Below are 22,332 nucleotides of genomic sequence, written 5' to 3' on the forward strand. Positions count from 1 at the left end.
CGCCGCCCCGGACCGGGCGGCGGCCGGTCAGAACTCCTGGTACATCACGTGCAGGCCCACCCGCCCCAGGGTGGGGTGCGCGAACGCGCCGGGCACCGTGCCGACCACCGCGAAGCCCTCCCGCCGGTACAGCTCGACCGCCGAGGCGTTCGACTCGACCACCGCGTTGAACTGCATGCCCGCGTACCCGCGCCGGCGGGCCCAGTCGAGCGCGTAGCGGCACAGCGCGGTGCCCACGCCCCGGCCGCGCGCCTCGCGGGCCACCATGAAGCTCGCGGTCGCCACGTGCGAACCCGGCCCCGGACGGTTGGTGCCCATCTTGGCGGTGCCCAGCACCCGGTCGCCGTCGACCGCCACCACGGTCAGGCCGGGCGCGGCCTCCACCCACATGCCGTACGCCTGCTCGGCGGTCAGCTCCGGGTCGTAGACGAAGGTCTCCCGGGCCCGGACCACCTCCCGGACGATCGGCCACACCTGGGCCCAGTCGGGTTCGTCGAACTCGCGGATCCGCATCCGGCGGATCCTAGGAGCGGCGCCGTGCGGCAGCAAGTCATGTGCCGACCCGGCGACCGCCCGGACCTTACGCCGCCCGCGGCGGGCGGGCTCAGCCGAGGCGTACCTGCGCCGGTCGCTCGGGCCGGGCGGCACCGTCCAGCGTCGTGCCGGCCGGGGCGGTGGGCCGGGCCGGCACGATGGGGGCGTCCCGGCCGGTGCCCCGGTGGCCGTCCCCGTCGTGGCTCGACTCCTCGTGGTAGTCCTGCTCCACGTTGACCGACCAGACGTCGTGGTGGGTGCCGCAGGCGATGTTCTCGGCGGTCAGCATGGCCGTCAGCATCGAGTGGTCCTGGTTGTTGTAGCGGTGCATCCCGTTGCGGCCGACCGGGTGCACGTTCGGCACCTCGCGCGCCAGCCAGTCCCGGATCACGTCGACGTTGCGCTGGTAGCGCTCGTCGTAGACCGGGTATGCCTTCGGCATCCGCACCACGTACCCGGCCTCGACGACGCCCGGCCGCACCAGGCCGAGCCGCTCCAGCTCGGCCGTCGCGGCGGCGATCAGCTCGGCGTCGGGCGTACGCCAGGTCTCGTCGTCCTCGAAGACGAAGTACTCCAGCCCGAGGCAGGTGCGGCCGTCCTTGACCAGGTGCGGCGACCACGAGCCGAAGTTCTGGATCCGGCCGACCTTCACGGCCGGGTCGTGTACGTAGATCCAGTTGTCCGGGAACGAGAACTCCTCCGGCACCACCAACGCGACGGTCAGGAAGTCCCGGTACCGCAGGTCGGCCGCGGCGGCCAGCACCTCGGGCGGGGCGGCCGGGCGCAGCGCGGCCACCAGCTCGGAGATCGGCATCGAGGAGACGACGTGCTCGGCGGGCTCGGTGCGCTGCCCGCCCGCGCCGTTGACGGTGACCGCGACCGCCCGGCGGTGCTCCGGGTCGCGGTGCACGGCGGTCACCCAGTTGCCCGTCTCCACCCGGCCGCCGCGCCGGCGGACCTCCTCGGCGCAGCGTTCCCACATCATGCCCGGGCCGAGCTTCGGGTACTGGAACTCCTCGATCAGGCTGGTCACGTCCTTGCGGTTGCGCCGGGGCAGCACGGCGTTGCGGACCGCCTTGGCCAGCGACAGGTTCTTGATCCGCTGCGCGGCCCAGTCGGCCTGCAACCGGTCGGCCGGCATGCCCCAGACCTTCTCCGTGTACGTCTTGAAGAACATCGAGTACAGCCGCCAGCCGAACCGGGCGGAGACCCAGCCCTCGAAGTGCGACTGGTCCTTCGGCGGACGCAGCCGGGCGCGGGCGTACGAGCCCATGCAGAGCGCCGCCTCCCGGAGCCCGAGGTTGCGCAGGGCGTTCGCCGCGCTCAACGGGTAGTCGAACAGCGCGCCCCGGTAGTAGATCCGGCTCATCCGGGGCCGCAGCAGGAAGTCCTCGTCGGGCAGGATCTCGTGCCAGAACTCCTCCACCCGGGCCACCTTGGTGAAGAACCGGTGCCCGCCGATGTCGAAGCGCCACCCGTCCCGCTCGACGGTGCGGCTGATCCCGCCCACCACGTCGTCGGATTCGAAGACCCGGACCGGAGCCCCCCGCCGGAGCAGCTCGTACGCCGCGGTCAGACCTGCCGGCCCCGCACCGATGACCACCGTGCCGCGCTCTTCGCCCATGCCGTGCCGCTCCCTGCTTCCGCCTGCCGGAGGCGGCCCGCTTACCCGGCCTCGGCCGGATCTCACCCGGATCCGCGTCCGCGTCCGGACGCCCGGTGACCAGCCGGGCGGTGGACGCGGGCCGGCAGGGCGGGCCTGCGCCCCGCCCGTGGCGCGGACGTGTCAACCGCCCCGGAACGGGGATGTGGCACCGTTCGGGCGGCCGGGGCGGGAGACGTGGCGATGGACAGGTGGCGGCGGGCCGTGGCGGACCCGCGGGGGCGCGCCGCGGGCCTGTCCGCCCGGCTCACCGGACGCGGCCACGACCTGCGGCGCGCCGCCGCACGGGCCGCCGACCGGGTGCCGGCGCCCTGGCTGTTCGTGGCGGGCGTCTTCGTCGGCACGAAGGTCGTGCTCAGCGGGGTCGGGGTGCTCGCGTTGAGCGCGTTCGACGACGTGCCGTGGGCGCCGCCGCCGGACGAGACGACGATGCGCGAGCAGCAGCGCGCGATCTCCGGGCACCGCGCTGTCCAGCTCTGGTTCGCGTGGGACTCGTTCCTCTACGACCACCTGACCCGGGTGCCCCTCGACGAACCGTGGCGGGACTTCGGCTTCCCGCTGCTGTACCCGTTCCTGGCCCGGCCGCTGGCCCCGCTGCTGGGCGGGGACACCGCGCTGGCACTGCTGCTCGTCGCCAACGTCGCGTTCCTGCTGATGCTCTTCTACGCGCACCGGCTGGGCGAACGGCTGCTCGGCGACGACGCGTCGGCCCGCCGGTTCGTCCGCTACCTCGTACTGCTGCCGACCGCGTTCCTGTTCCAGGCGGCGCTGACCGAGTCGCTCTTCCTCTGCCTCGCGCTCGCCGCCTTCCACTACGCCGAGCGGCGGCGCTGGCTCCTGGTCGGCATCGTGGGCTTCCTCCTCGCGCTCAGCCGCTCGGTCGGGTTCTTCGTCGTCCTCCCGCTGGCCCTGGTGCTGCTGAGGCAGCACGGCTACCGGCTGGGCCCGCGCGCGCTGTGGGGGTACGTCCGCGTCGGGTGGCCGCTGGTGCTGGTGCCGGCCGGCTGGCTCACCTTCATGGCGTTCTGCCGGTGGCAGAGCGGCGACTGGTTCGCCTACAAGCACGCCCAGGAGAAGGGCTGGGGCATCTCGGTGCAGAACCCGCTGGGGGTGCTGTGGCACGGCCTGACCGGCACCCCGCCGCGCGACGCCCTGCGGGTCTGGTTCGCCGTGGTGGTGCTGGTGGTCCTGGTCGCGGGCGTCCGCCACCTCGGGCTGCCCTACCTCGTGTACGGGCTGATCATGGTTCTGGTGCCGCTGTCCATGGGCCCGCCGGTCTACAAGAGCCTGCTGCGCTACCTGCTCGCGGTGTTCCCGGTGGGCCTGGTGCTGGCCCGCTGGGCCCGGCACGCCACCGCCGACGCCTGGCTGACCGCCGCCCTCGCCCTCCTCCAGGGCGCCCTGTTCGTCATCTGGCTCGCCTACTGGACCCACTACATCATCTGACCGAGCCTGCGGTGCCGGCAGGCTCGGCGGCGGTGCCGGCGCGGGCTCTCGGCGGGCGGGTCGCCGCGGGGGCGTTGCCGACGGGTGGCCGGGCTCCCTACACTGCGCGGGCAAGCGCTTTCCCGACGGTGTGGTCGCGCGGGCGGCGCGCCAGCCGCGGACGAGCGCGCCGCGGCGGGGGAGGGGTGGTGCGGATGAGGGTGGTCGTGGCCCCCGACTCGTTCAAGGGCAGCGTCCCGGCGCGGGACGCCGCGGCGGCCGTCGCCGACGGCTGGCGCCGGGAGCGACCCGACGACGAGGTCCGGCTCGTGCCGCTGGCGGACGGGGGCGAGGGGACCTGCGACGTGCTCGCCGAGGCGCATCCGGGGGCCCGCTGGCAGCCGGCGCGGGTCACCGGGCCGGACGGCCGCCCGGTCCGCGCGGGGTGGCTGCTGCTGCCCGACGGCACGGCCGTCGTCGAGCTCGCCGCCGCCAGCGGCCTGCCGCTGGCGGCCCGGTCGAACGCTCTCGGCGCGAGCACCCACGGCACGGGCGAACTGGTGGCCGCCGCGCTGGCCGACCCGGGCACCCGCCGCCTGCTGGTCGCCCTCGGCGGCTCCGCGAGCACCGACGGGGGCACCGGGGCGTTGCGGGCCCTGGGCGTACGCCTGCGCGACGCCCGGGGCCGCGACCTGCCGCCCGGCGGCGGCCCCCTGTCCCGGCTGGCCTCGGTGGATCTCGCCGGGCTGCCGCCGCCCCCGCCCGGCGGGGTGGCCTGCCTGGTCGACGTGACCGCGCCGCTGCTCGGGCCGGACGGGGCCGCCCGCCAGTTCGCGCCGCAGAAGGGCGCCTCGGCGGGGGACGTCGACCGGCTGGAGGAGGGGCTGCACCGGCTGGCCGGGCTGCTCGGCGGCCGGCCCGACCAGCCCGGCGCCGGGGCGGCCGGGGGCACCGGCTACGGGCTCGCCGCCGCCTGGGGCGCCGCCCTGGTCGCCGGCGCCGCCACGATCGCCGAGGTGGCCGGCCTGCCGGCCGCGCTCGCCGACGCCGACCTGGTGCTGACGGGCGAGGGCAGGTTCGACGGGCAGTCCACCCGGGGCAAGATCGTCGGGCACGTGCTGGCCGCCGCCCGGGATGCCGGCGTCCCAGTCCACCTCGTGGCCGGGCAGGTCGCCGCGCCTCCGCCGCCCCCCGTGGTGGCGACGGAGGAGCTCACGACGCTGGCGGGTGGGCGGCCGGCCGCGATGGCCGAGCCCCGTCGCTGGCTCGCGGCGGCCGGGAGCCGGCTGGCGCGGCGGTTCCGGCCGACCGGGGGCGGACCGGGGTGACCTCGGGCGCCGGGCCGGCGCTGTCGCGGCGCACCACCTCGGCGGGGAGCACCTCGACGCGGGGCGTGCCCGCCGCGGGGTCGAGGGCCAGCGACATGGCGCGGGCGCCCATCTCGACCAGGGGCAGCCGAACCGTGGTCAGCGCGGGGGTCACGTCCCGGGCGATCGGCATGTCGTCGAAGCCGACGACCGACACCTGCCGCGGCACCGCTATCGAGCGGGCGCGCAGCGTCGCGAGCGCGCCGATCGCCATCGAGTCGTTGAGCGCGACCACGGCGGTCAGCTCCGGGTCGGCGTCGAGCAGGGCGGCGGTGGCGGCGGCGCCGCCGTCGCGGTCGAACTCGGCGTGGCGGACGCGGTGCTCGGGCAGGCCGCGCCCGTGCGCGGCGAGGGCCTCCCGCAGCCCGGCGAGCCGGTCGGTGGTGGTGGTCAGCACCGCCGGCCCGGCCACCACCCCGATCGCCCGGTGGCCCAGCTCGCACAGTTCCGCGCCGATCAGCCGGCCGCCGGTGCGGTTGTCGGGCATCACCGCGTCGCCGGAGTGCTCGTGCCGGCCGATGACGGCCACCCGCCCGCCGGTCGCCTCGTACGCTGCGAGCTTGTCGTTGAGCAGGCGGGTGAACGTGGCGTCGTGGTAGCCCGAGCCGGCCAGGATGATCGCGGCGACCTGCTGGCCGCGGAGCAGCTCGACGTACTCCAGCTCGCGCTCCGGGTCGCGGTAGCTGTTGCAGATCATCAGCAGCCGCCCCTGGTCGGTGGCGACCCGTTGCAGCCCCCGGGTGATCTCGGCGAAGTACGGGTCGGAGACGTCGTGCACGATCACGCCCACCGCCGTGCGGTGCGAGCGGGCCAGCAGTTGGGCGTGCGCGTTCGGCACGTACTGCAGGTCGGCGACGGCCCGGAGCACCCGCTCGCGCAGCTCGTCGGTGACGGGCTTGCTGCTGCCGTTGATCACCCGTGAGGCGGTCGCGGGCGAGACCCCCGCCCGCCGGGCCACGTCGGACAGGGTCGCCACTGCCGCCCCCTCGGTCGCTCTCGACGGCCGCGCCCCAGCATGCCGGCCACCCGCCACCGTACCGCAGAGAAAGGCCTTTCCCGTCGCGCCGTCCGGCCCTGCCCGGACCGGCCGGGACGGGCGGCCGGAAACGCGGCGGGAAAGCCCTTGCCCGATCCGTGGGCGGTTCCCTACGCTGCCCAGGAAAGCGTTTGCCTGACACGTCGACCGGCCCGGCCCGGGCGACGGCGGCGGGCGTGGAGCAGGGCCCGCCCGCCGCCGTCCAGGTCGCAAGCACCCGCGCAGGGGGAAGGAACACCATGACCCGCAGGCCGATCGGCATCATCGTCAACGGCGTCACCGGCCGGATGGGATACCGCCAACACCTGGTTCGCTCGCTGCTCGCGATCCGCGAGCAGGGCGGCGTGCCCCTGGCCGACGGCACGACCGTCTGGCCCGAGCCCGTCCTGGTCGGGCGGAGCGAGACCAAGCTCCGCGACATCGCCGAGCGGCACGGCCTGACGGACTGGACCACCGACCTCACCGCCGCGCTGGCCCGCGACGACGTCGAGGTCTACTTCGACGCCCAGGTCACCCAGCAGCGGGAGAAGGCGATCCGCCGGGCGCTCGAGGCCGGCAAGCACGTCTACACGGAGAAGCCGCTGGCCGAGGACACCGCCGGCGCGCTCGACCTGGCCCGCGCGGCCCGCGCGGCGGGAGTGAGGACCGGGGTGGTGCAGGACAAGCTCTTCCTGCCCGGGCTGCGCAAGCTCAAGCGGCTGATCGACGGCGGCTTCTTCGGCCGGATCCTGTCGGTACGCGGCGAGTTCGGCTACTGGGTCTTCGAGGGCGACTGGCAGCCCGCCCAGCGTCCGTCCTGGAACTACCGGGCCGAGGACGGCGGCGGCATCGTCGTGGACATGTTCCCGCACTGGCACTACGTGCTGGAGGAACTCTTCGGCCGGGTGCGGACGGTCTCCTGCGTCACCGCCACCCACGTGCCGCAGCGGGTGGACGAGGCGGGCCGGGCGTACCCGGCGACCGCCGACGACGCCGCGTACGGCGTCTTCGAACTCGACGGCGGCGTGGTGGCCCAGCTCAACTCCTCCTGGTGCGTGCGGGTGCACCGGGACGAGCTGGTCGAGTTCCAGGTCGACGGCACCGAGGGCAGCGCCGTCGCCGGGCTGCGCCGCTGCCGGGTGCAGCACCGCGCGGTCACCCCGAAGCCGGTGTGGAACCCGGACCTGCCGGTCACCGAGGACTTCCGGGCACAGTGGACCGAGGTGCCCGACAACGAGGAGTTCGACAACGGCTTCAAGGTGCAGTGGGAGGCGTTCCTGCGGCACGTCGTCGCCGACGAGCCGTTCCCGTGGGACTTCCTGGCCGGCGCGCGCGGCGTGCAGCTCGCCGAGCTGGGCCTGCGCTCGGCCCGCGAGGGCGCCCGCCTCGACATCCCGGAGCTGGAGCTGTGAGCGCCGGCGACGGGCCGGGCCCGCGAGCGGACGGCGGCGCGGTGGCCGGGGCGGAGGTGGTGCTGCCCGGCGGTCGGCGGCACCGGCTGACCGGGGGCGCCGGCTTCCCGCGCCCCGCCGGGCCGCCGACCAGCCGGATCGCGTACGCCGCCGCGCACGTGGTGGCCGACCCGACGGCCGAGAACACCCCCGGCGCCCCGGCGGCGCTCGACTGGGACCGCACCCTGGCCTTCCGGCACCACCTGTGGTCCCACGGGTTCGGGGTGGCCGAAGCCATGGACACCGCGCAGCGCGGCATGGGCCTGGACTACCGGGCGACCAGGGAACTGGTCCGGCGCAGCGCCGCCGAGGCCCGCGCGGCCGGCGGCCGGATCGTCGCCGGGGTCAACACCGACCAGCTCCCGCCCGGCCCGGCCACCCTGGCCGAGGTCGTCCGGGCCTACCGCGAGCAGCTCGACGACGTGCAGGCCGCCGGCGCCCGGCCGGTGCTGATGTGCAGCCGTCACCTGGCCGCCGCGGCCCGCGGCCCGGAGGACTACCTGCGGGTGTACGCGGAGCTGCTGGCCGCCGCCGACCAGCCGGTGGTGCTGCACTGGCTCGGCCCGATGTTCGACCCGGCGCTGGCCGGCTACTGGGGCTCGGCCGACCTGGACCTCGCCGCCGACACCGTCGTCGAACTGGTCAAGGCCCACGACGGCCGGGTGGACGGGATCAAGGTGTCGCTGCTCGACGCCGACCGCGAGGTGGCGCTGCGCCGCCGCCTGCCCCCGGGCGTGCGCCTCTACACCGGCGACGACTTCCACTACCCGGAGCTGATCCGGGGCGACGAGGCCGGCCACTCCGACGCGCTGCTCGGGGTGTTCGCCGCGATCGCGCCGGCCGCCGGCGCCGCGCTGGCCGCGCTCGACCGGGGCGAGCTGGCGGCGTACGACGCGATCCTCGCGCCGACCGTGCCGCTGGCCCGGCACCTCTTCGCCGCGCCCACCTGGCACTACAAGACGGGCATCGTCTTCCTGGCCTGGCTGGCCGGGCACCAGGACCACTTCACGATGGTCGGCGGGGCGCAGTCCGGTCGCTCGGCGGCGCACCTGGCGACCCTGCTCACCCTCGCCGACGCCGCCGGGCTGCTGCCCGACGCCGAGCTGGCCGCCGCCCGCGCGCGGGCCTACTTCACCGTCGCCGGGGTGACCCGGTGAGCGCGGGCACCGGGCCGGCCACGGTCCCGCCGGGCGGGGACGCCGACGCCCTGCGGCGGTTCTCGTTCAACCAGGCCACCGCGCAGCACTGGCCGCTGCCCGAGGTGGTCGCCGGCTGCGTCGCCGCCGGCGTGCCCGGCATCGGGCTGTGGCGGGAACCGGTGGCCGGGTACGGGCTGGCCCGCGCCGCCAAGCTCGTCCGCGACGCCGGCCTCGCCGTCACCTCGCTGTGCCGGGGCGGGTTCTTCACCGCCGACGACTGGCGGGACGACAACCTCCGTGCCGTCGAGGAGGCCGCCACCCTCGGCGCCCCGGTGCTGGTGCTGGTCTCCGGCGGGCTGCCGCCCGGCAGCCGGGACGTCGAGGGCGCCCGCCGCCGGGTCGCCGACGCCGTCGCCGAGCTGGCCCCGCACGCCGCGGCGGCCGGGGTGACCCTGGCGATCGAGCCGCTGCACCCGATGTTCTGCGCCGACCGCTGCGTGGTGGCCACCCTCGGCCAGGCGCTCGACATCGCCGAACGGTTCGACCCGGGCGTGGTCGGCGTCGTCGTCGACGCGTACCACGTGTGGTGGGACGACGCCGTGTACGCGCAGATCGCGCGGGCCGGGGCGCGGATCGCCGCCTTCCAGGTCTGTGACTGGGTGACCCCGCTGCCCGAGGGGGTGCTGCTCGGCCGGGCGCTGCCCGGCGACGGCTGCATCGAGCTGCGCCGGCTGCGGGAGGCCGTCGACGCGGCCGGCTACACCGGGCCGGTCGAGGTGGAGGTCTTCTCCGCCGAGGTGTGGGCTCGCCCGGGCCGCGAGGTGCTGGACGCGTCACTCGCGGGCTACCTGCGCCACGTCGCCTGACGACGGTCCGGTCCCGCCGGCCGGTTCTGGTCCCGCCGGCCGGTTGCGGTCCCCGCCGGTCGCCGGCCCGCCCGGCGGCCGGCGGGGATCCGCGCGAGGATGGCGGGATGACCGACCGGCTGGTGCGCCTCGACGACCTCGGCGCGTGGCTGGTCAAGGGCAACGCCGACCGGACCGACCTGGCCGCCCGCTTCGCCCGCGATCCCCGGGTGACGAGCTGGTGCGTACGCCCGGGTTACCGGGCCCGCCTGATGCGGGCCGGCCAGCCGGTGGTCCTCTGGGCCAGCGGCAGTCGCGGCCGGCTCGCCTACGGCGTCTGGGGCGTGGGACGGGTGGCCGCGCCCGCCGTGCCGGGCGAGCCGGGCGGGGCCTGGACGGTGCCGCTGGACCTGACGGTGCTGGACGAGGAGCACCGGATCCGGCGGGAGCGGTTCCGCGCCGACGCCCGGCTCGCCGGCGCGGAGGTCCTGCGGCAGCCGCAGGCGGCCAACCCGTCCTTCCTCACCGTGGCCGAGTTCGCCGCGCTGCGCGAGCACCTGCCGCCGCGCTGACAGCCGGGCGGCCGGCGGCGTCCCGGTCGAGCCGCAAGGCGGCGGCCGTGCCCGCACGGGCCGACGTCAGTTGGTGGGCGAGGGCCACCACGGCGAGCAACGCCAGGAAGGCGCACACGCCCGACCACCCGAGGTGGGTATGGGTCCGGGCCCCGAGCCAGGAACCCACACCGCCCCCGAGGTACGCACACGTCATGTAGGCGGTGTTGAGTCTGCTGCGGACCTCGGGGCGCAGGGCGTAGATCCGCACCTGGTTGGCGACCATGCCGGACTGCATCCCGACATCGAGCAGCAACGTGCCCAGCACCAGGGCCGCCATGCCCAGCGTCCCGCCGAGGCCGCCGATCGCGAGGACGACGGCCGAGACGATGACCACGAGCACGCAGATCAGGTTGACCGCGTCGGGCCCGCGACGGTCCACCTGGCGCCCCGCGACCGGCGTGCAGAGCATCGTCGCCGCGTTCACCAGCGCGAGCACCCCGACCGCGGGTGCGCCCAGGCCGTACGCCGGACCGGTCAGCAGGAGCGCCACGGCGGTCCAGACGGCCGAGAAGCCGGCGAAGACCGTCGCCTGGTAGAGGCAGGAGCGGCGTAGGTCGGACTCGGTCCGCAGCAGGCGCAGCGACTCGGCCAGCAGCACCGGGTACCCGTGCCGGGACGGCGGGCGCGTCGTCGGCAGCACGCGGGCCATGACCACCGCGATGAGCAGCACGACCGCTGCGGCCACCAGGTAGGGGCCCCGCCAGCCCAGCCACTCGCCGATGGTGCCGGCGGCCGTGCGGGACAGCAGCATGCCCCCGATCGAGCCGCTCAACAGCGTGCCGCTGACCACGCCACGCCGGTCGTCGGCCACGAGGCCGGCCGCCATCGGGCCGACGATCGGCGCCACCACGGTGGTGGCCCCGACGAGGGCGCTCGCGCCGACGAGCGGCGGCAGCGAGGGCGCGAGGCTCGCGGCGAGCAGTCCCGACCCGGTGAGACCGAGCAGGGCCACGAGCAACGGCCGGTGCGGGAGCCGGTCGCCGAGCGGCACGAGCAGGAAGATCCCGGCGGCGTAGCCGAACTGCGTCGCCGTCACCACCAGCGCGGCCGAGTCGGGGTCGACGTGCAGGCCGGCGGCGAGCAACGGGGTGATCGTCTGCGGAAAGTAGACGTTGCCGACGGCGACCCCGCACGCGAGGGCCAGCAGCAGGATCAGCCGGCGGCTCATGCCGCGCCCGTGCCGATCGCCGTGCGCCGCCGGTCGGCCTGGTCCGTCATGTCGATCCTGGGTGTCATGCCCGGAAGTCCACGGCACACCTCGATGGTCGCCAAACGATGTAGCGTGGGGCTTAATGATCAGCTTTGAGCTCGACGTCGAGGACCTCGCGGACACCCGGTTCGCGATCTCGCCGATCCACGAGACCGTGCTCAGCCTCCGGGTGCTGCGCGAGCCCGGCTTGTCCGCGCTGCACCTGCCGTGGCGCAGGTCGGTACTCGGCAGGCTCGACGCGCTCGACGCCGACCTGCTGATGTCCCTGGTCGGGCCGGACCGTGCCCTCCCGGACTTCCTGACGCCGAGGCCGACCAGGTTCGCCGCGACCTTCGAGGAGGAGTTGACGACCGTACGCCGGACGCCCGCGGACGTGGTCCGCCGCGACGTGTTGGCCGCGTACGCCCGTGGCCGGCTTCCGGACGTCCTGCGGGCGGTCGCCGCGGACGACGATGCTCCTGTCCTCGCCCTCCGCGACGCCATCTGTGACCATCTCCAGCGCTACTGGGACGCGGCGATCGGGCCGTCCTGGCCGCAGTTGCGACTCGTGCTGGAAGCGGACATGACCTACCGTGCCCGGCAACTGGCCGTGGGAGGCGCGCGCCTGCTCTTCGCCGACATGCACCCCAACCTGCGATGGCACGAGGGCGTGCTGCACATCGACAAGATGATCGGCAGGCACCGCGTCGCGGCCGCCGGTCGAGGGCTGCTGCTGGTGCCGTCGGTGTTCTCCCACAAGCCCGCCCCGCCGGTCAGCGCCGAGGAGCCACCGTGGCTGGCGTACCCCTGCCGTGGGGTGGCGACGCTCTGGGCGCCGCCGCCGAGCGTCGATTCGACCGCTCTCACGTCGCTTCTCGGCGCGCCCAGGACGCGCCTGCTCGGCCTCCTCGACGAGCCGCTGCCGACGGTGGAGATCGCTCGCCGACTCACCGTCACGCCCAGCGCCGTGTCGCAGCACCTGCGGGTGCTGCACGCCACGGGCCTGATCACCCGCGCCCGCGACGGGCGGCACGTGCTGTACCGCCGCAGCCCTCTGGGCGACCAACTGGTCGGCCCGTCGAGCACCGGCTGACCGGCGCCGAGCCGGATCCGCGGCGTCGGCGCCCCGAGCCGCACCGGACGTGCGGGGGACCGGGACACCACGGCGGCGTCTTCACCTGGCCGGCCCGGCTCTCTATGATCCGGTTGAAAACTGTCGCCGAACATCGGGCCGACAGCCGGAAGAAATCTACGGGCGCGGCCGGGGCGCCGGAAAGGGTCGGCATGGCGCTGTCCGCGACCGTCCTCGCCGAGCTGCGCGGCATCGTCGGCCCGTCACACGTGCACGACGCGGCCGGCGACCTGGTGGCGTACGCGCGGGACGCCACCCCGCTCTTCTCGCACCGGCCCGACGCGGTGGTCTTCCCGGCCGACACCGCCGAGGTGGCCGCCGTGCTGGCTCTGGCCACCCGGCACCGGGTGCCGGTGGTGCCGCGCGGCGCGGGCTCGAACCTCTGCGCGGCGACGGTGCCGCTGCGCGGCGGGATCGTGCTGGTGCTGACCCGGCTCAACGCCGTCCTGGAGGTCAGCGCCGACGAGTTGCTGGCCCGGGTGCAGCCCGGCGTGACCAGCGCCGCGCTGGCCGACGCCGCCGCCGCGCGGGGGCTGCTCTGGGCGCCCGACCCGGGCAGCCGGACCGTCGCCACCGTCGGCGGCACCATCGCCACCTGCGCCGGCGGGCTGCGCGGGCTGAAGTACGGGGTGACCCGCAACTACGTGCTGGGCCTGGAGGCGGTGCTGCCCACCGGCGAGGTGATCCGCACCGGCGGCCGGCTGTGGAAGGACGTCGCCGGCTACGACCTGACCCGCCTGCTCACCGGCTCCGAGGGCACGCTCGCCGTGCTCACCGAGGCGACGGTGGCGCTGCTGCCCGCGCCGGCGTCGAGCAACACCGGGGTGGCGTACTTCCCGACGCTCGCCGGGGCGGGGGAGGCCGTCGCCCGGGTGATCCGGGCCGGCGTGGTCCCGGCGACCCTGGAGTTCCTCGACCGGGCCTGCATCCGGGCGGTGGAGGACTTCGCGCACCTGGGGTTGCGCGCCGACGCCGGGGCGCTGCTGCTCTTCGGCGACGACGGCCCGCCGGACCTGGTCGCCACCCACCTGGACCGCATCGGCGCGGCCTGCGTCGACGCCGGCGCGGTCGAGGTCACCACCGCCCGCGAGGTCGCCCAGGCCGAGGCGCTGCTGGCCGCGCGCCGCTGCGCGCTGCCGGCGCTGTCCCGCCGGGGCGGGGTGACGATCCTGGAGGACGCGACCGTGCCCCGGCCGAGAATCGCCGAGATGGTCGACCGGATCGACGCGATCGCCGACCGGCACGGCGTCGCCATCGCCACCTTCGGCCACGCCGGGGACGGCAACCTGCACCCCACCTGCGTCCTCGACTCCGCCGAGGACCACGACGCGGTACGCCGGGCCGAGGCGGCCTTCGCCGACGTCTTCGCCGCCGCTCTCGACCTCGGCGGCACCATCACCGGCGAGCACGGGGTGGGGGCGGCCAAGCTGCCGTTCCTCGCCGCCCGCCTCGGCGACGACCAGCTTGCCCTGCTGCGCCGGATCAAGACCGCCTTCGACCCGGCGGGCATCCTCAACCCCGGAAAGCTGGGCTCGTGACCGGCGACGTGTTCGACCCCGAGCAGTTGTCCCGCTGCATCTCCTGCGGCTTCTGCCTGCCGGCCTGCCCCACGTACGCGATGACCGGCGACGAGGCGTCCTCGCCGCGGGGCCGGATCACGCTGATGCGGGCGTTGCAGGACGGCACCCTCCCCCCGGACGACGGCACGCTCGCCGAGCAGTCCTCGTTCTGCCTGGGTTGCCGCGCCTGCGAGCCGGTCTGCCCCGCCGGGGTGGAGTACGGCAGCCTGCTGGAGCAGTGGCGGGTCCACCAGTGGCGCGGCCGGCGGCGGCCCCTGGTGGCCCGGGCGCTGATGGTGCTGGTCGAGCAGCGGTGGCTGCTGCGGCTGCTCGGCCTGGTGCGCCGTGCCGCCCACGGCCCGGCCGCCGCCCCGCCCCCACCCGCGCGGGCGACGCCGGCCGGGTCGCCCGCCCCGCCGGCCGGCCGGTCCGCGCCGTCGGGCGGGCCGGCCACTCCGCCGGCCGGGCGGGCCGCGCCGGCCGCGTCGCCCACTGGCGCGCCCGCTCCCGCCGCGACCTCGCCGGCCGCCGGCGATCCCGACGCCGCCGGCGGGTCCGGCGCACAGCTCATGCTGGGCTGTGTCGAGCGGGGCCTGTTCCCGGCGGTCAGCCGGGCCGCGCGGGCCCTCGACCCGGCGCTGGCGGTCCCCACCGCGCAGGGTTGCTGCGGGGCGCTGCACGCGCACAACGGGGACCTGGCCGGCGGCGAGCGGCTGGCCGAACGCCTTGGCGAGGAGCTGCCCGGCACGATCGTCACCACCTCCGGCGGCTGCGCGGCGCACCTCGCCTCCGTGCTCGGCCGGGACCGGGTGCGCGAGCTGTCCACCTGGCTCGCCGCCCGGCCCGCCGGCACCGAGCTGCGGGTGGCCGGCCGGCGCGCCCGGGTCGCCCTGCAGGACTCCTGCCACCTGCGCAACGGCCTCGGCGTCTTCGCCGAGCCGCGGGCGCTGCTGCGCCAGGTCGCGGACTACGTCGAACTGCCCTCGGCGGCCACCTGCTGCGGCGCCGCCGGCACGTACTCCCTGCTGCGGCCCAAGGAGTCGCGGCGGATCCTGGACGCGAAGCTCGACGAGATCGAGGCCGCCGGGGTCGACCTGGTGGTGGCCGTCAACCCCGGCTGCCTGCGGCAACTGCGCACCGGGCTGCGCCGACGCCGCTCGACCGTCCGGGCCGTGCACCTCGCCGAACTGCTCACCCGCGTCGAGCCGCCGCCCCCAGCCGGCTGACCGGGTCGGTCGGCACGGGGCACGCCGGGGCCGGTTGCCGCGGGGCCGGCCCGGCCGGGTGCCCCCCTCACTCGGTGCGGATGCCGTCCGGCCGGGTCAGCCGCCACAGCGCCGGCAGGCTGAGCCCGGTGACCAGCAGCACCACCGCCGCGCCGAGCCCGGTGGAGACGCCCACCGCCGGCCAGGCGACCGCGACCGGCGCGTGCACCATGCGCAGCAGCACCGCGCCCAGCCCCAGGCCGAAGGCCACCGCCAGGACGAGCCCGATCACCACCGGCACGGCGCTCTGCCACAGCACCGACCAGCTCAGCGTGCTGCGCCGGGTGCCCACCGCGACCAGCATCGCCAGCAGCCGGCGGCGTTCCCGGAGCTGCTCCAGCACGCCGACCAGCATGCTGGCCCCGATCAGCAGCAGGGTGACCGCGGCGCCGATGTAGAGGCCGCGCGTGACGTTGACGAACCTGTCGGCCTGCCTGGTCTCGGTCAGGGTGAGGACCGAGGCGAACGGGTCGGCCCCGGCGGCGACGTTGCGGACGTGCTCCACCGCGTCCGGCCGGTCGGGCGCGAGCCGCAGGTACGCGTCCGCGCGCAGCGGGCCCAGCCGGGCGGCGCCGACCGCACCCGGGGTGGCCAGCACGCTGGTGTGCCGGTGGCCGGCGGGGTCGGCGCGCATCGGCACCTCCCGGGCGTCCCGGGGGAGGTGCCAGGCCGACCCGTCGACGTCCGGGACCGTGACGGTCACGCCCGGCCGGATGTCCGCCTGGGGGGCCGTGGCGTCCCGGACCAGGAAGACGTCGCCGTCGGCGCACCGGTCGAGCCGGGCGAACTCGGCCAGCTCGGCGCAGTCGCCGATCCGCAGGTCGGCGAGGCTGTCGGCGACCGCGACCACGGTCAGCAGGGTGGTGTTGCTGCCGGTCACGCCGGGCGCGCTGGCCAGCCGGTCCACCGCCGCGGTGGCCTCCGCGCCGGCCGCGAACTGCACCTGCACCTGCCCCCGGGAGGTGTCCTGCCCGGTGTCGAAGGTGAACTGGCCGGCAACGCCGGCGAAGAGCATCTGCAGCCCGATGGTGCCCGCCACCGCGACCGCGATGCCGTTGACCAGGCGCGCCGAGGCGGCGCTGTCGAGCTGGATGCGGCGCACCGCGAGCTGCCACGGCACCGGGCCGCCGCGCAGCCGGCGGACCAGCAGGTCGGTCAGCCAGGGCAGCAGGGTGACCACGCCGACCAGCAGCAGCACCGCGCCGGCCGCCGTCTGCCGCTCGGCGCCCAGCGGAGCGACGCCGGCGGTGCCGGCCAGCAGCAGCCCGAGCCCGGCGGCCGGCAGCAGCAGCCGCCACGCCAGCCGGCGGCGCACCGGCGTCGCCCGCCGGCTCACCCCGAGCGGCTCGACCAGCACGGCGCGCATCGACACGAGGGTCACCACCACGGCGAGCGCCGGCACCGCCACCGCCACGGCGGCGACCAACGGCAGCGGCGGGCGCACGTCGGCGGCGTACACGCTGAGGTCCATCAGGGTGACCAGCGGCACCACCTGCCGGCCGAGCGCGAAGAGCGCGCCGCCGACCGCGACGCCGAGCAGCGCGGCGGCGGCCGCTTCCCCGGCGGCGATCCGCCGGACCATCGCCGCGTCCGCGCCGACCAGCCGCAGGGCGGCCAGCCGCCGGTCGCGGCGTTCGCCGCCGAACCGCACGGCCGCGCCGAGGAAGACGGCGATCGGCAGCAGCAGGACCACGAAGATGACGACCACCAGCACCATCAGCACCGGACCGAAGGGCTCGCCGGGCAGCCCGCCGCCGAACGCGTCCAGCCGGGTCGCGCCGTCCGCCACCCTCAGCCGGTCGCTGCCCAGGTAGAAGGCCAGCTCCCGCGGGCCGGCGAGGCCCTCGTCGCCGATGACCCCGGTGACCCGGGCCCCGCCCAGCCGGGGTGCGAACAGCGCGCCGTCGGCGGAGTCGAGCAGGTCGCGCAGCGCGGGGGAGACCACCACCTCACCCGCGCGGGGCAGCGCCGGCACCCCCGGCGGCGCCGGTGCGGCCGGTCCCTCGGGTCGCAGCACCCGGCCCCGCACGGGCTGCCCGCGAAACTCGGTGTCGGCCTGCCGGAGCAGCAGGGTGTTCGCGGCGGCCGGAATCGGTTCGCCCATCCGCAGGTCGTCGCGGGCGTCGCCGCGCGCCTCGCGGGCGTCCAGCGCGCCGGGCACCGCGGCGGCGAGCAGCAGCATCGCCACTCCGACGCCGACGCCGACCGCGGTGAGCACCGCGCGCAGCCAGCCGTCCCGCCCACCGGTGAACGCCATCCGGGCGCCCAGGGCCAGATCGGCCGCGCCGTGGCGGAGGCGCGTCACGCCGCCACCTCCAGGTCGCGGGTGCGGCCGTCGCGCACCACCACCTCCCGATCGGAGTACGCGGCGACCCGCGCCTCGTGGGTCACCAGCACCACCGCCGCGCCGGTCTCCCGCGCCGCCCCGGTGAGTAGCCGCATCACCCGCTCGCCGTTGAGCGAGTCGAGCGCGCCGGTCGGCTCGTCGGCGAAGACCACCCGGGGGCGGGTGACCAGCGCCCGGGCGACGGCCACCCGCTGCCCCTGCCCGCCGGAGACCTCGCCGGGCCGCTTCCCGGCCACCTCGGTGACCTCCAGTCGGTCCAGCCACTCGGCGGCTCGGCGCTCCGCCTCGCGGCGGGCGACCCGGTCCAGCCGCAGCGGCAGCGCGACGTTCTCCAGGCAGGTCAGTTCCGGCACGAGCTGGCCGAACTGGAAGACGAAGCCGAACGCCTCCCGGCGCAGCGCGCTGCGCTCGGCGTCGGTGAGGGTGGCCAGGTCGCGGCCGGCGTGCAGCACGCGGCCGGAGTCGGGCCGGACGATGCCGGCGAGGCAGTGCAGGAGGGTGGACTTGCCGGAGCCCGAGGAGCCCATCACGGCGAGCACCTCGCCGGGGTGGACGCGCAGGCTGGCGCCGGCGAGCGCCCGGGTGGGGCCGTACGAGCGGTGCAGATCCTCGGCGACCAGCAGCGGCGCGCTCACGACCGGACCGCCGCGGCGAGGTCGTCGAGGCGGGCGGCGGTCAGCTCCAGCCAGCGCAGGTCGGCCTCCAGGTGGAACAGGGCGTGGTCGCAGATGAGCTGCTCGGCGAGGTCGCCGTCGCGCTTGCGGCGGGTCAGCTCGCGCATCATCCGCAGGTGCTCGCCGCGCTGCACGTCGAGCAGGTCGGCGGCGGAGCGGCCGGTCAGCAGGGCGAGCACCACCTTGGTGTAGAGGGTGCTCTGCAGGTACGGCTCGGGCTTCTCCGCCCGGGCCAGCCACTGTCCCACGTCGGTGACGCCGGCTTCGGTGATCGCGTACCGCTTGCGCTCCGGGCCCTCGCCGGGCTCGACCGCCTCCACCTCGACCAGGCCGCTGCGCAGCAGGCGGGAGAGGGTGGCGTAGACCTGCCCGTACGCGAGCGGCCGGGCGTGGCCGAAGCGCTCGTCGTAGAGGCGTTTGATGTCGTAGCCGTGGCGGGGGGTGGCCTCCAGGAGGCCGAGGAAGGTCTGTCCGATCGACATGGCGGCGACTATACACACCGAGTATACGCGGTGTGTATAGTGCCCCGTGACCGGTTCCGGCCGAGTTGTGCCGGCGTCAGGGCAGCGACCGCAGGAACGGGCCGTGGCGCAGGCGGAACTCCCAGGCGTAGAACCGGTCCCAGTTGATCGACCAGGTCATCAGCCCCCGGAAGGCAGGGTTGGTGCCGCTGCGCGGGGCGTACGACCCGCAGCTCTGCCCCTTCACCAGGCAGGTCACCGCCGCCTGTACCCCCGCCGGGGCCAGGTAGCCGTTGCCGGCGCTGGGGGACGAGGGTGCCCCGAAGGCCACCTGGTCCTCGCGCAGCGGCGAAAAGAAGCGGTCGGGGTTGCCGGCGACCGGGAAGCCGGCCAGCAGCATGTCCGTCATCGCGACGTGGAAGTCCGCGCTGCCCATCGTGTGGTACTGGTTGTCGAGCCCCATGATGGGCCCGGAGTTGTAGTCCTGCACGTGCAGCACGGTGAGGTCGTCACGCAGCGCGTGGATCACCGGCAGGTACGACCCGGCGCGGGGGTCCTGCCCGCCCCACGGGCCCGACCCGTAGAACTGGTAGCCGAGCTGGACGAAGAACGTCTCCGGCGCCATGGTGAGCACGAAGCCCGCCCCGTACCGCTGCTTGAGGGTGCGGATCGCGGAGATGAGGTTGACGACCACCGGCGTGGTCGGGTTGCGGAAGTCGGTGTCCCCGGCGTCCAGGTAGAGCGAGTGCCCCTCGAAGTCGATGTCGAGCCCGTCGAGCCCGTACCGGTCGATGATGGCCGACACCGACCGGACGAAGGTGTCGCGGGCGGCGGTCGTGGTGAGCTGGACCTGGCCGTTCTGCCCGCCGATGCTGAGCAGCACCTTCTTGCCCTGCGCCTGCTTGGCGCGGATCGCCGCGACGAACTCGGCCTCGGTCTCGACGCCCGGGCACTCGGCGGGCGGGCAGAGCTGGAAGCGGATGTCGCCCGAGGTCGCCGTGGTGGGCTCGCCGAAGGCGAGGTTCACGATGTCCCAGTCGGCCGGCACGTCGGCCATCCGCAGGTAGCCCGAGCCGTTGGCGAAGCTGGCGTGCAGGTAGCCGATCAGCGCGTGCCGGGGCAGCCCGCCGGCCGGGGGAGTGGTGGGCGGCGGGGTGGTCGGCGGCGCCGTGGTGGGTGGCGCCGTGGTGGGCGGCGCACTCGTCGGCGGCGCGGTGGTCGGCGGGCTGGTGGGCGTGCCGCCCGCGCAGGGCGCGCCGTTGAGCGCGCAGTCGGTGGGGGAGCCGGAGCCGGTGGCCAGGAAGCCGAACGACACCGAGGCGCCGGGGGCGACGGTGCCGTTCCACGAGCGGTTGGTGAAGGTGTGCCGCTGGCCGGCGCTGGTCACCGTGGCGTCCCAGTAGGAGCCGAGCGTGGTGCCCACCGGCAGGGTGAAGGCGACCTGCCAACCGGTGACGGTGGTCGGGCCGCCGTTGGCGATGGTGTAGCGCCCCTCCCATCCCGTGCCCCAGTCGGAGGTCTTGACGAAGGTGGCGGTCGGGCCGGCGGCCTGTGCCGGCGCGGCCAGGACCAGGGTGGTGGCGGTGACGGTGGCGAGGGCCGCGACGGCGGCCAGCAGCAGTCTTCGGGCAGGACGACGCATCCGGACCTCCCGGTACGAGGGCCGTCGGATCGACGGATGCACAATTATTAGGATTGTTAACTGTAGTTGTCCAGGTGTGCGGGCCGGATCGTCCAGCGCGCCCCGACGGTGGGCCTCGCCGGGTCCCGCGCCAGCACCCACCCGTCGCCGAGGGTGGCGACGAGCAGTTCGGCGTCGCCGAAGCGCAGCAGCAGCCCCGAGCAGTGCCCGGTGGCCGTCTCGGCCAGCACCGCCGCGCGGGTCAGTCGCTCACCCACCACGGCGGCGAGCAGGTCGGGCGGGCACGCCGGGCCGACCCGGACGTCGCCGCACTCCGCCATGTCGTACGACCGGTACGGGTCGGTCATGGCGAGCAGCAGCTCCTCGCTCCGCCGTGCGGCCGCGTCGGCGGGCGGTGGGCGAAGTGCAGCCAGGCGTGCAGCAGGCTCGCCGCGTCGCCGCCGCGCCGCCCGTCGTCGCCGCTGTGGGCTCCGTCCGCCGTCGCGGATCCCGGCCGGCCGGGCGGTTGCCCTCCGTGGCCGGGCCCGCCACCGGCCGGGCCGCCCACGGCCGTACCGGCCGTCGCCGGGCCGGCCGCGGCGGGGACCCGGCGGCCCGTCGTCGGGACGCGCCGCCGGAACCGGGGTCAGCGCCGGCCCTCGCGGCGCCTCAGCGTGCGCTCGTAGTCCTGGAACCGCGCCTTGGCGATGACCGAGCGGTCCGTCGCACGGAGCACGAGCCCCTCGGACCGGCCGCCCGGCCCGTCCAGGGCCACCATGGTTCGCGGCAGGTGGTCGACGAGGAGGGTGTGGGTCTTGTCGATCTCCCGGGGCAGCTCCCCGGCGGCGACGGTGGCGAGGCGGGGCACGGTCGCCAGGCCCAGCGCGTCGGCCCGCGCCACGAGTTCCGACTCGCCCAGGAAGCGCTGGCCGCCGCCGTCGCGCCAGGCCGAGATCCGCTGGGCCGGCCAAGCGAGCATCGGCGCGGGGTCGGCCAGCACCGCCACGTCGAACAGCCGGTGCCCGACCTGGCGGCTGGCCGTGTAGTGCCGGGAGGCGGCGGTCACCCGGCCGCCGTACACCTCGAGGTAGAAGACCGTGATCCGGTCGTCCGCCGCCGTGACGGTCAGCCGCTCGGCCACGTCGCGCAGCGCGTCGACGATGCCGAGCGCCGGGTTGCCGATCAGGTCGCCCCGCGCGTACAGCAGCTCCTCCCGGCTGCCGATCAGGTACGCGCCGCCGGGCAGCACGACGATCCGGGCGTTCGTCCCGTCGATCTTCTCGGTGAGCGTGACCGGTCCGGTGAACTCGACGCACTCCGCCAGCAGCCCGCCGTCGCGGGGGTCCAGGGCGTGGTAGGTCGGGATCGACGGGTACTTGGTCAGCGAGTTGATCGCCCGCAGGTCGACCGTCCGGACGTCGAGGCTGGACACGGCATCCTCCTGGGTGGCAGGTCCGCCGCACCGGATGCGGTGCGGCGCTGGGCGGGCAGCGTAACCGGCCGCGACAGTCGGGAGAGCGCCATTTTCGCCCGTCGCCGTCCACGGTGGACGGACCGCGGGCGGAAATGTCGTACCCGGCGGCGACCATCCATCCATGGCCGTTCCCGCTCTCACCCCGCACACCGACCAGCCGCGCTCGGTGCCGCTGCGCGAGGCGCGCACCCGGTTCACGCAGCTCGTCGCGCTGGCCGAGCTGACCGACACCGTCACCGTCGTCACCCGCGACGGCGATCCCCGACCGGTCGCCGCGATCGTTCCGGCCGCCGCCGCCCGCACCGGCGCGCAGGCCCGCGCCGACGCGGACCGCCTCGCCGCCGTGACCGCCGGCTGGGCCCGGCGGCTCGACGAGGCGCACCGGCAGAGCAGCCGGCGGCACTCCGCCGAGCTGCGCGCGGTCACCGCCGCCCTCGCCGAGGCGTGGGCCGAGCTCGATCGCCGCGTCCGGCCGGGCAGCGATCCCGGCCTCGCCCGGCTGCGCGCCGCCCACGCCGACCTGCTGGCCGCCGCCGACCCCGCACCCTGACGGGCGC

Annotated in this window: 20 protein-coding genes; 10 read left to right on the forward strand and 10 right to left on the reverse strand. The window is 76.0% G+C overall.

Features of this window, described 5'->3' with window-relative positions; all coding sequences use genetic code 11:
- Positions 1-27: 27 nt before the first annotated feature.
- Positions 28-513 carry a GNAT family N-acetyltransferase gene (locus ACGF7U_RS20130; RefSeq protein WP_393108693.1) on the reverse strand — a complete coding sequence of 162 codons (486 nt, stop codon included), beginning with the start codon at positions 511-513 and terminating at the stop codon, positions 28-30.
- A gap of 91 nt (positions 514-604) precedes the next feature.
- Positions 605-2,158 carry an NAD(P)/FAD-dependent oxidoreductase gene (locus ACGF7U_RS20135; RefSeq protein ID WP_393108695.1) on the reverse strand — a complete coding sequence of 518 codons (1,554 nt, stop codon included), beginning with the start codon at positions 2,156-2,158 and terminating at the stop codon, positions 605-607.
- Between the two features lie 222 nt (positions 2,159-2,380).
- Between ACGF7U_RS20135 and ACGF7U_RS20140 the strand changes: the two genes are divergently transcribed.
- Both ACGF7U_RS20140 and ACGF7U_RS20145 read left to right on the forward strand, forming a co-directional pair.
- Positions 2,381-3,643, forward strand: coding sequence for a hypothetical protein (locus tag ACGF7U_RS20140; RefSeq protein ID WP_393108697.1), 1,263 nt, complete (start codon positions 2,381-2,383; stop codon positions 3,641-3,643).
- Between the two features lie 194 nt (positions 3,644-3,837).
- Positions 3,838-4,950: a glycerate kinase gene (locus tag ACGF7U_RS20145; protein ID WP_393108699.1), complete on the forward strand. Its 1,113-nt coding sequence runs from the start codon at positions 3,838-3,840 to the stop codon at positions 4,948-4,950.
- On the opposite strand, the gene ACGF7U_RS20150 is transcribed toward ACGF7U_RS20145, so the two are convergent.
- The gene (locus ACGF7U_RS20150) at positions 4,835-5,965 is read right to left on the reverse strand and encodes a LacI family DNA-binding transcriptional regulator (protein ID WP_393108701.1); all 1,131 of its coding nucleotides are present in this window, start codon (positions 5,963-5,965) and stop codon (positions 4,835-4,837) included. The two genes, ACGF7U_RS20145 and ACGF7U_RS20150, sit on opposite strands and share 116 nt — an antisense overlap.
- Before the next feature lie 299 nt (positions 5,966-6,264).
- Between ACGF7U_RS20150 and ACGF7U_RS20155 the strand changes: the two genes are divergently transcribed.
- The 4 genes from ACGF7U_RS20155 to ACGF7U_RS20170 all read left to right on the forward strand — a co-directional run bounded on the left by ACGF7U_RS20155 (position 6,265) and on the right by ACGF7U_RS20170 (position 10,011).
- A complete protein-coding gene (locus ACGF7U_RS20155; protein WP_393108703.1) occupies positions 6,265-7,416 on the forward strand; it encodes a Gfo/Idh/MocA family protein in 1,152 nt (383 codons plus the stop codon).
- A gap of 86 nt (positions 7,417-7,502) precedes the next feature.
- Positions 7,503-8,612, forward strand: a complete 1,110-nt coding sequence (locus ACGF7U_RS20160; protein WP_393109201.1) for a dihydrodipicolinate synthase family protein — start codon at positions 7,503-7,505, stop codon at positions 8,610-8,612.
- Complete coding sequence (locus ACGF7U_RS20165; RefSeq protein ID WP_393108705.1) at positions 8,609-9,460, forward strand: sugar phosphate isomerase/epimerase family protein; 852 nt, start codon at positions 8,609-8,611, stop codon at positions 9,458-9,460. Before ACGF7U_RS20160 ends, ACGF7U_RS20165 begins: the two co-directional genes overlap by 4 nt.
- Positions 9,461-9,567: 107 nt before the next feature.
- Positions 9,568-10,011 carry a hypothetical protein gene (locus ACGF7U_RS20170; protein WP_393108707.1) on the forward strand — a complete coding sequence of 148 codons (444 nt, stop codon included), beginning with the start codon at positions 9,568-9,570 and terminating at the stop codon, positions 10,009-10,011.
- On the opposite strand, the gene ACGF7U_RS20175 is transcribed toward ACGF7U_RS20170, so the two are convergent.
- Positions 9,962-11,221, reverse strand: a complete 1,260-nt coding sequence (locus ACGF7U_RS20175) for an MFS transporter (RefSeq protein ID WP_393108709.1) — start codon at positions 11,219-11,221, stop codon at positions 9,962-9,964. The two genes, ACGF7U_RS20170 and ACGF7U_RS20175, sit on opposite strands and share 50 nt — an antisense overlap.
- Positions 11,222-11,345: 124 nt before the next feature.
- On the opposite strand from ACGF7U_RS20175, the gene ACGF7U_RS20180 reads away from it, so the two are divergent.
- The 3 genes from ACGF7U_RS20180 to ACGF7U_RS20190 all read left to right on the forward strand — a co-directional run bounded on the left by ACGF7U_RS20180 (position 11,346) and on the right by ACGF7U_RS20190 (position 15,159).
- Positions 11,346-12,335 (forward strand): ArsR family transcriptional regulator, encoded by a 990-nt coding sequence (locus ACGF7U_RS20180; protein WP_393108711.1) that lies wholly within the window; start codon positions 11,346-11,348, stop codon positions 12,333-12,335.
- Between the two features lie 191 nt (positions 12,336-12,526).
- Complete coding sequence (locus tag ACGF7U_RS20185; protein ID WP_393108713.1) at positions 12,527-13,912, forward strand: FAD-binding oxidoreductase; 1,386 nt, start codon at positions 12,527-12,529, stop codon at positions 13,910-13,912.
- Positions 13,909-15,159, forward strand: a complete 1,251-nt coding sequence (locus ACGF7U_RS20190; protein WP_393108715.1) for a (Fe-S)-binding protein — start codon at positions 13,909-13,911, stop codon at positions 15,157-15,159. The genes ACGF7U_RS20185 and ACGF7U_RS20190 overlap by 4 nt, the downstream gene beginning before the upstream one ends.
- A 67-nt stretch (positions 15,160-15,226) precedes the next feature.
- On the opposite strand, the gene ACGF7U_RS20195 is transcribed toward ACGF7U_RS20190, so the two are convergent.
- From ACGF7U_RS20195 to ACGF7U_RS20220, 6 genes are all read right to left on the reverse strand, one after another.
- Positions 15,227-17,503 (reverse strand): FtsX-like permease family protein, encoded by a 2,277-nt coding sequence (locus tag ACGF7U_RS20195; protein WP_393108717.1) that lies wholly within the window; start codon positions 17,501-17,503, stop codon positions 15,227-15,229.
- Positions 17,500-18,180: an ABC transporter ATP-binding protein gene (locus ACGF7U_RS20200; RefSeq protein WP_393108719.1), complete on the reverse strand. Its 681-nt coding sequence runs from the start codon at positions 18,178-18,180 to the stop codon at positions 17,500-17,502. Before ACGF7U_RS20200 ends, ACGF7U_RS20195 begins: the two co-directional genes overlap by 4 nt.
- Positions 18,177-18,701, reverse strand: coding sequence for a PadR family transcriptional regulator (locus ACGF7U_RS20205; RefSeq protein WP_393108721.1), 525 nt, complete (start codon positions 18,699-18,701; stop codon positions 18,177-18,179). Before ACGF7U_RS20205 ends, ACGF7U_RS20200 begins: the two co-directional genes overlap by 4 nt.
- Before the next feature lie 76 nt (positions 18,702-18,777).
- Positions 18,778-20,322 (reverse strand): chitinase, encoded by a 1,545-nt coding sequence (locus ACGF7U_RS20210; RefSeq protein WP_393108723.1) that lies wholly within the window; start codon positions 20,320-20,322, stop codon positions 18,778-18,780.
- Between the two features lie 56 nt (positions 20,323-20,378).
- A complete protein-coding gene (locus ACGF7U_RS20215) occupies positions 20,379-20,669 on the reverse strand; it encodes a hypothetical protein (protein WP_393108725.1) in 291 nt (96 codons plus the stop codon).
- A 278-nt stretch (positions 20,670-20,947) separates the two neighbouring features.
- Positions 20,948-21,733 (reverse strand): RNA ligase family protein, encoded by a 786-nt coding sequence (locus tag ACGF7U_RS20220; protein ID WP_393108727.1) that lies wholly within the window; start codon positions 21,731-21,733, stop codon positions 20,948-20,950.
- A gap of 163 nt (positions 21,734-21,896) precedes the next feature.
- On the opposite strand from ACGF7U_RS20220, the gene ACGF7U_RS20225 reads away from it, so the two are divergent.
- Complete coding sequence (locus tag ACGF7U_RS20225; RefSeq protein WP_393108729.1) at positions 21,897-22,325, forward strand: type II toxin-antitoxin system Phd/YefM family antitoxin; 429 nt, start codon at positions 21,897-21,899, stop codon at positions 22,323-22,325.
- Positions 22,326-22,332 lie beyond the last annotated feature (7 nt).

The organism is Micromonospora sp. NPDC047670 (assembly GCF_043204915.1).
Taxonomy (GTDB): domain Bacteria; phylum Actinomycetota; class Actinomycetes; order Mycobacteriales; family Micromonosporaceae; genus Micromonospora.

Coding starts and splice junctions, on each gene's coding strand:
- ACGF7U_RS20135 (WP_393108695.1), bottom strand. CDS start 2,158: ATGGGCGAAGAGCGCGGCACGGTGGTCATCGGTGCGGGGCCGGCAGGT.
- ACGF7U_RS20145 (WP_393108699.1), top strand. CDS start 3,838: ATGAGGGTGGTCGTGGCCCCCGACTCGTTCAAGGGCAGCGTCCCGGCG.
- ACGF7U_RS20170 (WP_393108707.1), top strand. CDS start 9,568: ATGACCGACCGGCTGGTGCGCCTCGACGACCTCGGCGCGTGGCTGGTC.
- ACGF7U_RS20225 (WP_393108729.1), top strand. CDS start 21,897: ATGGCCGTTCCCGCTCTCACCCCGCACACCGACCAGCCGCGCTCGGTG.
- ACGF7U_RS20185 (WP_393108713.1), top strand. CDS start 12,527: ATGGCGCTGTCCGCGACCGTCCTCGCCGAGCTGCGCGGCATCGTCGGC.
- ACGF7U_RS20215 (WP_393108725.1), bottom strand. CDS start 20,669: ATGACCGACCCGTACCGGTCGTACGACATGGCGGAGTGCGGCGACGTC.
- ACGF7U_RS20210 (WP_393108723.1), bottom strand. CDS start 20,322: ATGCGTCGTCCTGCCCGAAGACTGCTGCTGGCCGCCGTCGCGGCCCTC.
- ACGF7U_RS20205 (WP_393108721.1), bottom strand. CDS start 18,701: ATGTCGATCGGACAGACCTTCCTCGGCCTCCTGGAGGCCACCCCCCGC.
- ACGF7U_RS20175 (WP_393108709.1), bottom strand. CDS start 11,221: ATGAGCCGCCGGCTGATCCTGCTGCTGGCCCTCGCGTGCGGGGTCGCC.
- ACGF7U_RS20140 (WP_393108697.1), top strand. CDS start 2,381: ATGGACAGGTGGCGGCGGGCCGTGGCGGACCCGCGGGGGCGCGCCGCG.
- ACGF7U_RS20180 (WP_393108711.1), top strand. CDS start 11,346: ATGATCAGCTTTGAGCTCGACGTCGAGGACCTCGCGGACACCCGGTTC.
- ACGF7U_RS20130 (WP_393108693.1), bottom strand. CDS start 513: ATGCGGATCCGCGAGTTCGACGAACCCGACTGGGCCCAGGTGTGGCCG.
- ACGF7U_RS20155 (WP_393108703.1), top strand. CDS start 6,265: ATGACCCGCAGGCCGATCGGCATCATCGTCAACGGCGTCACCGGCCGG.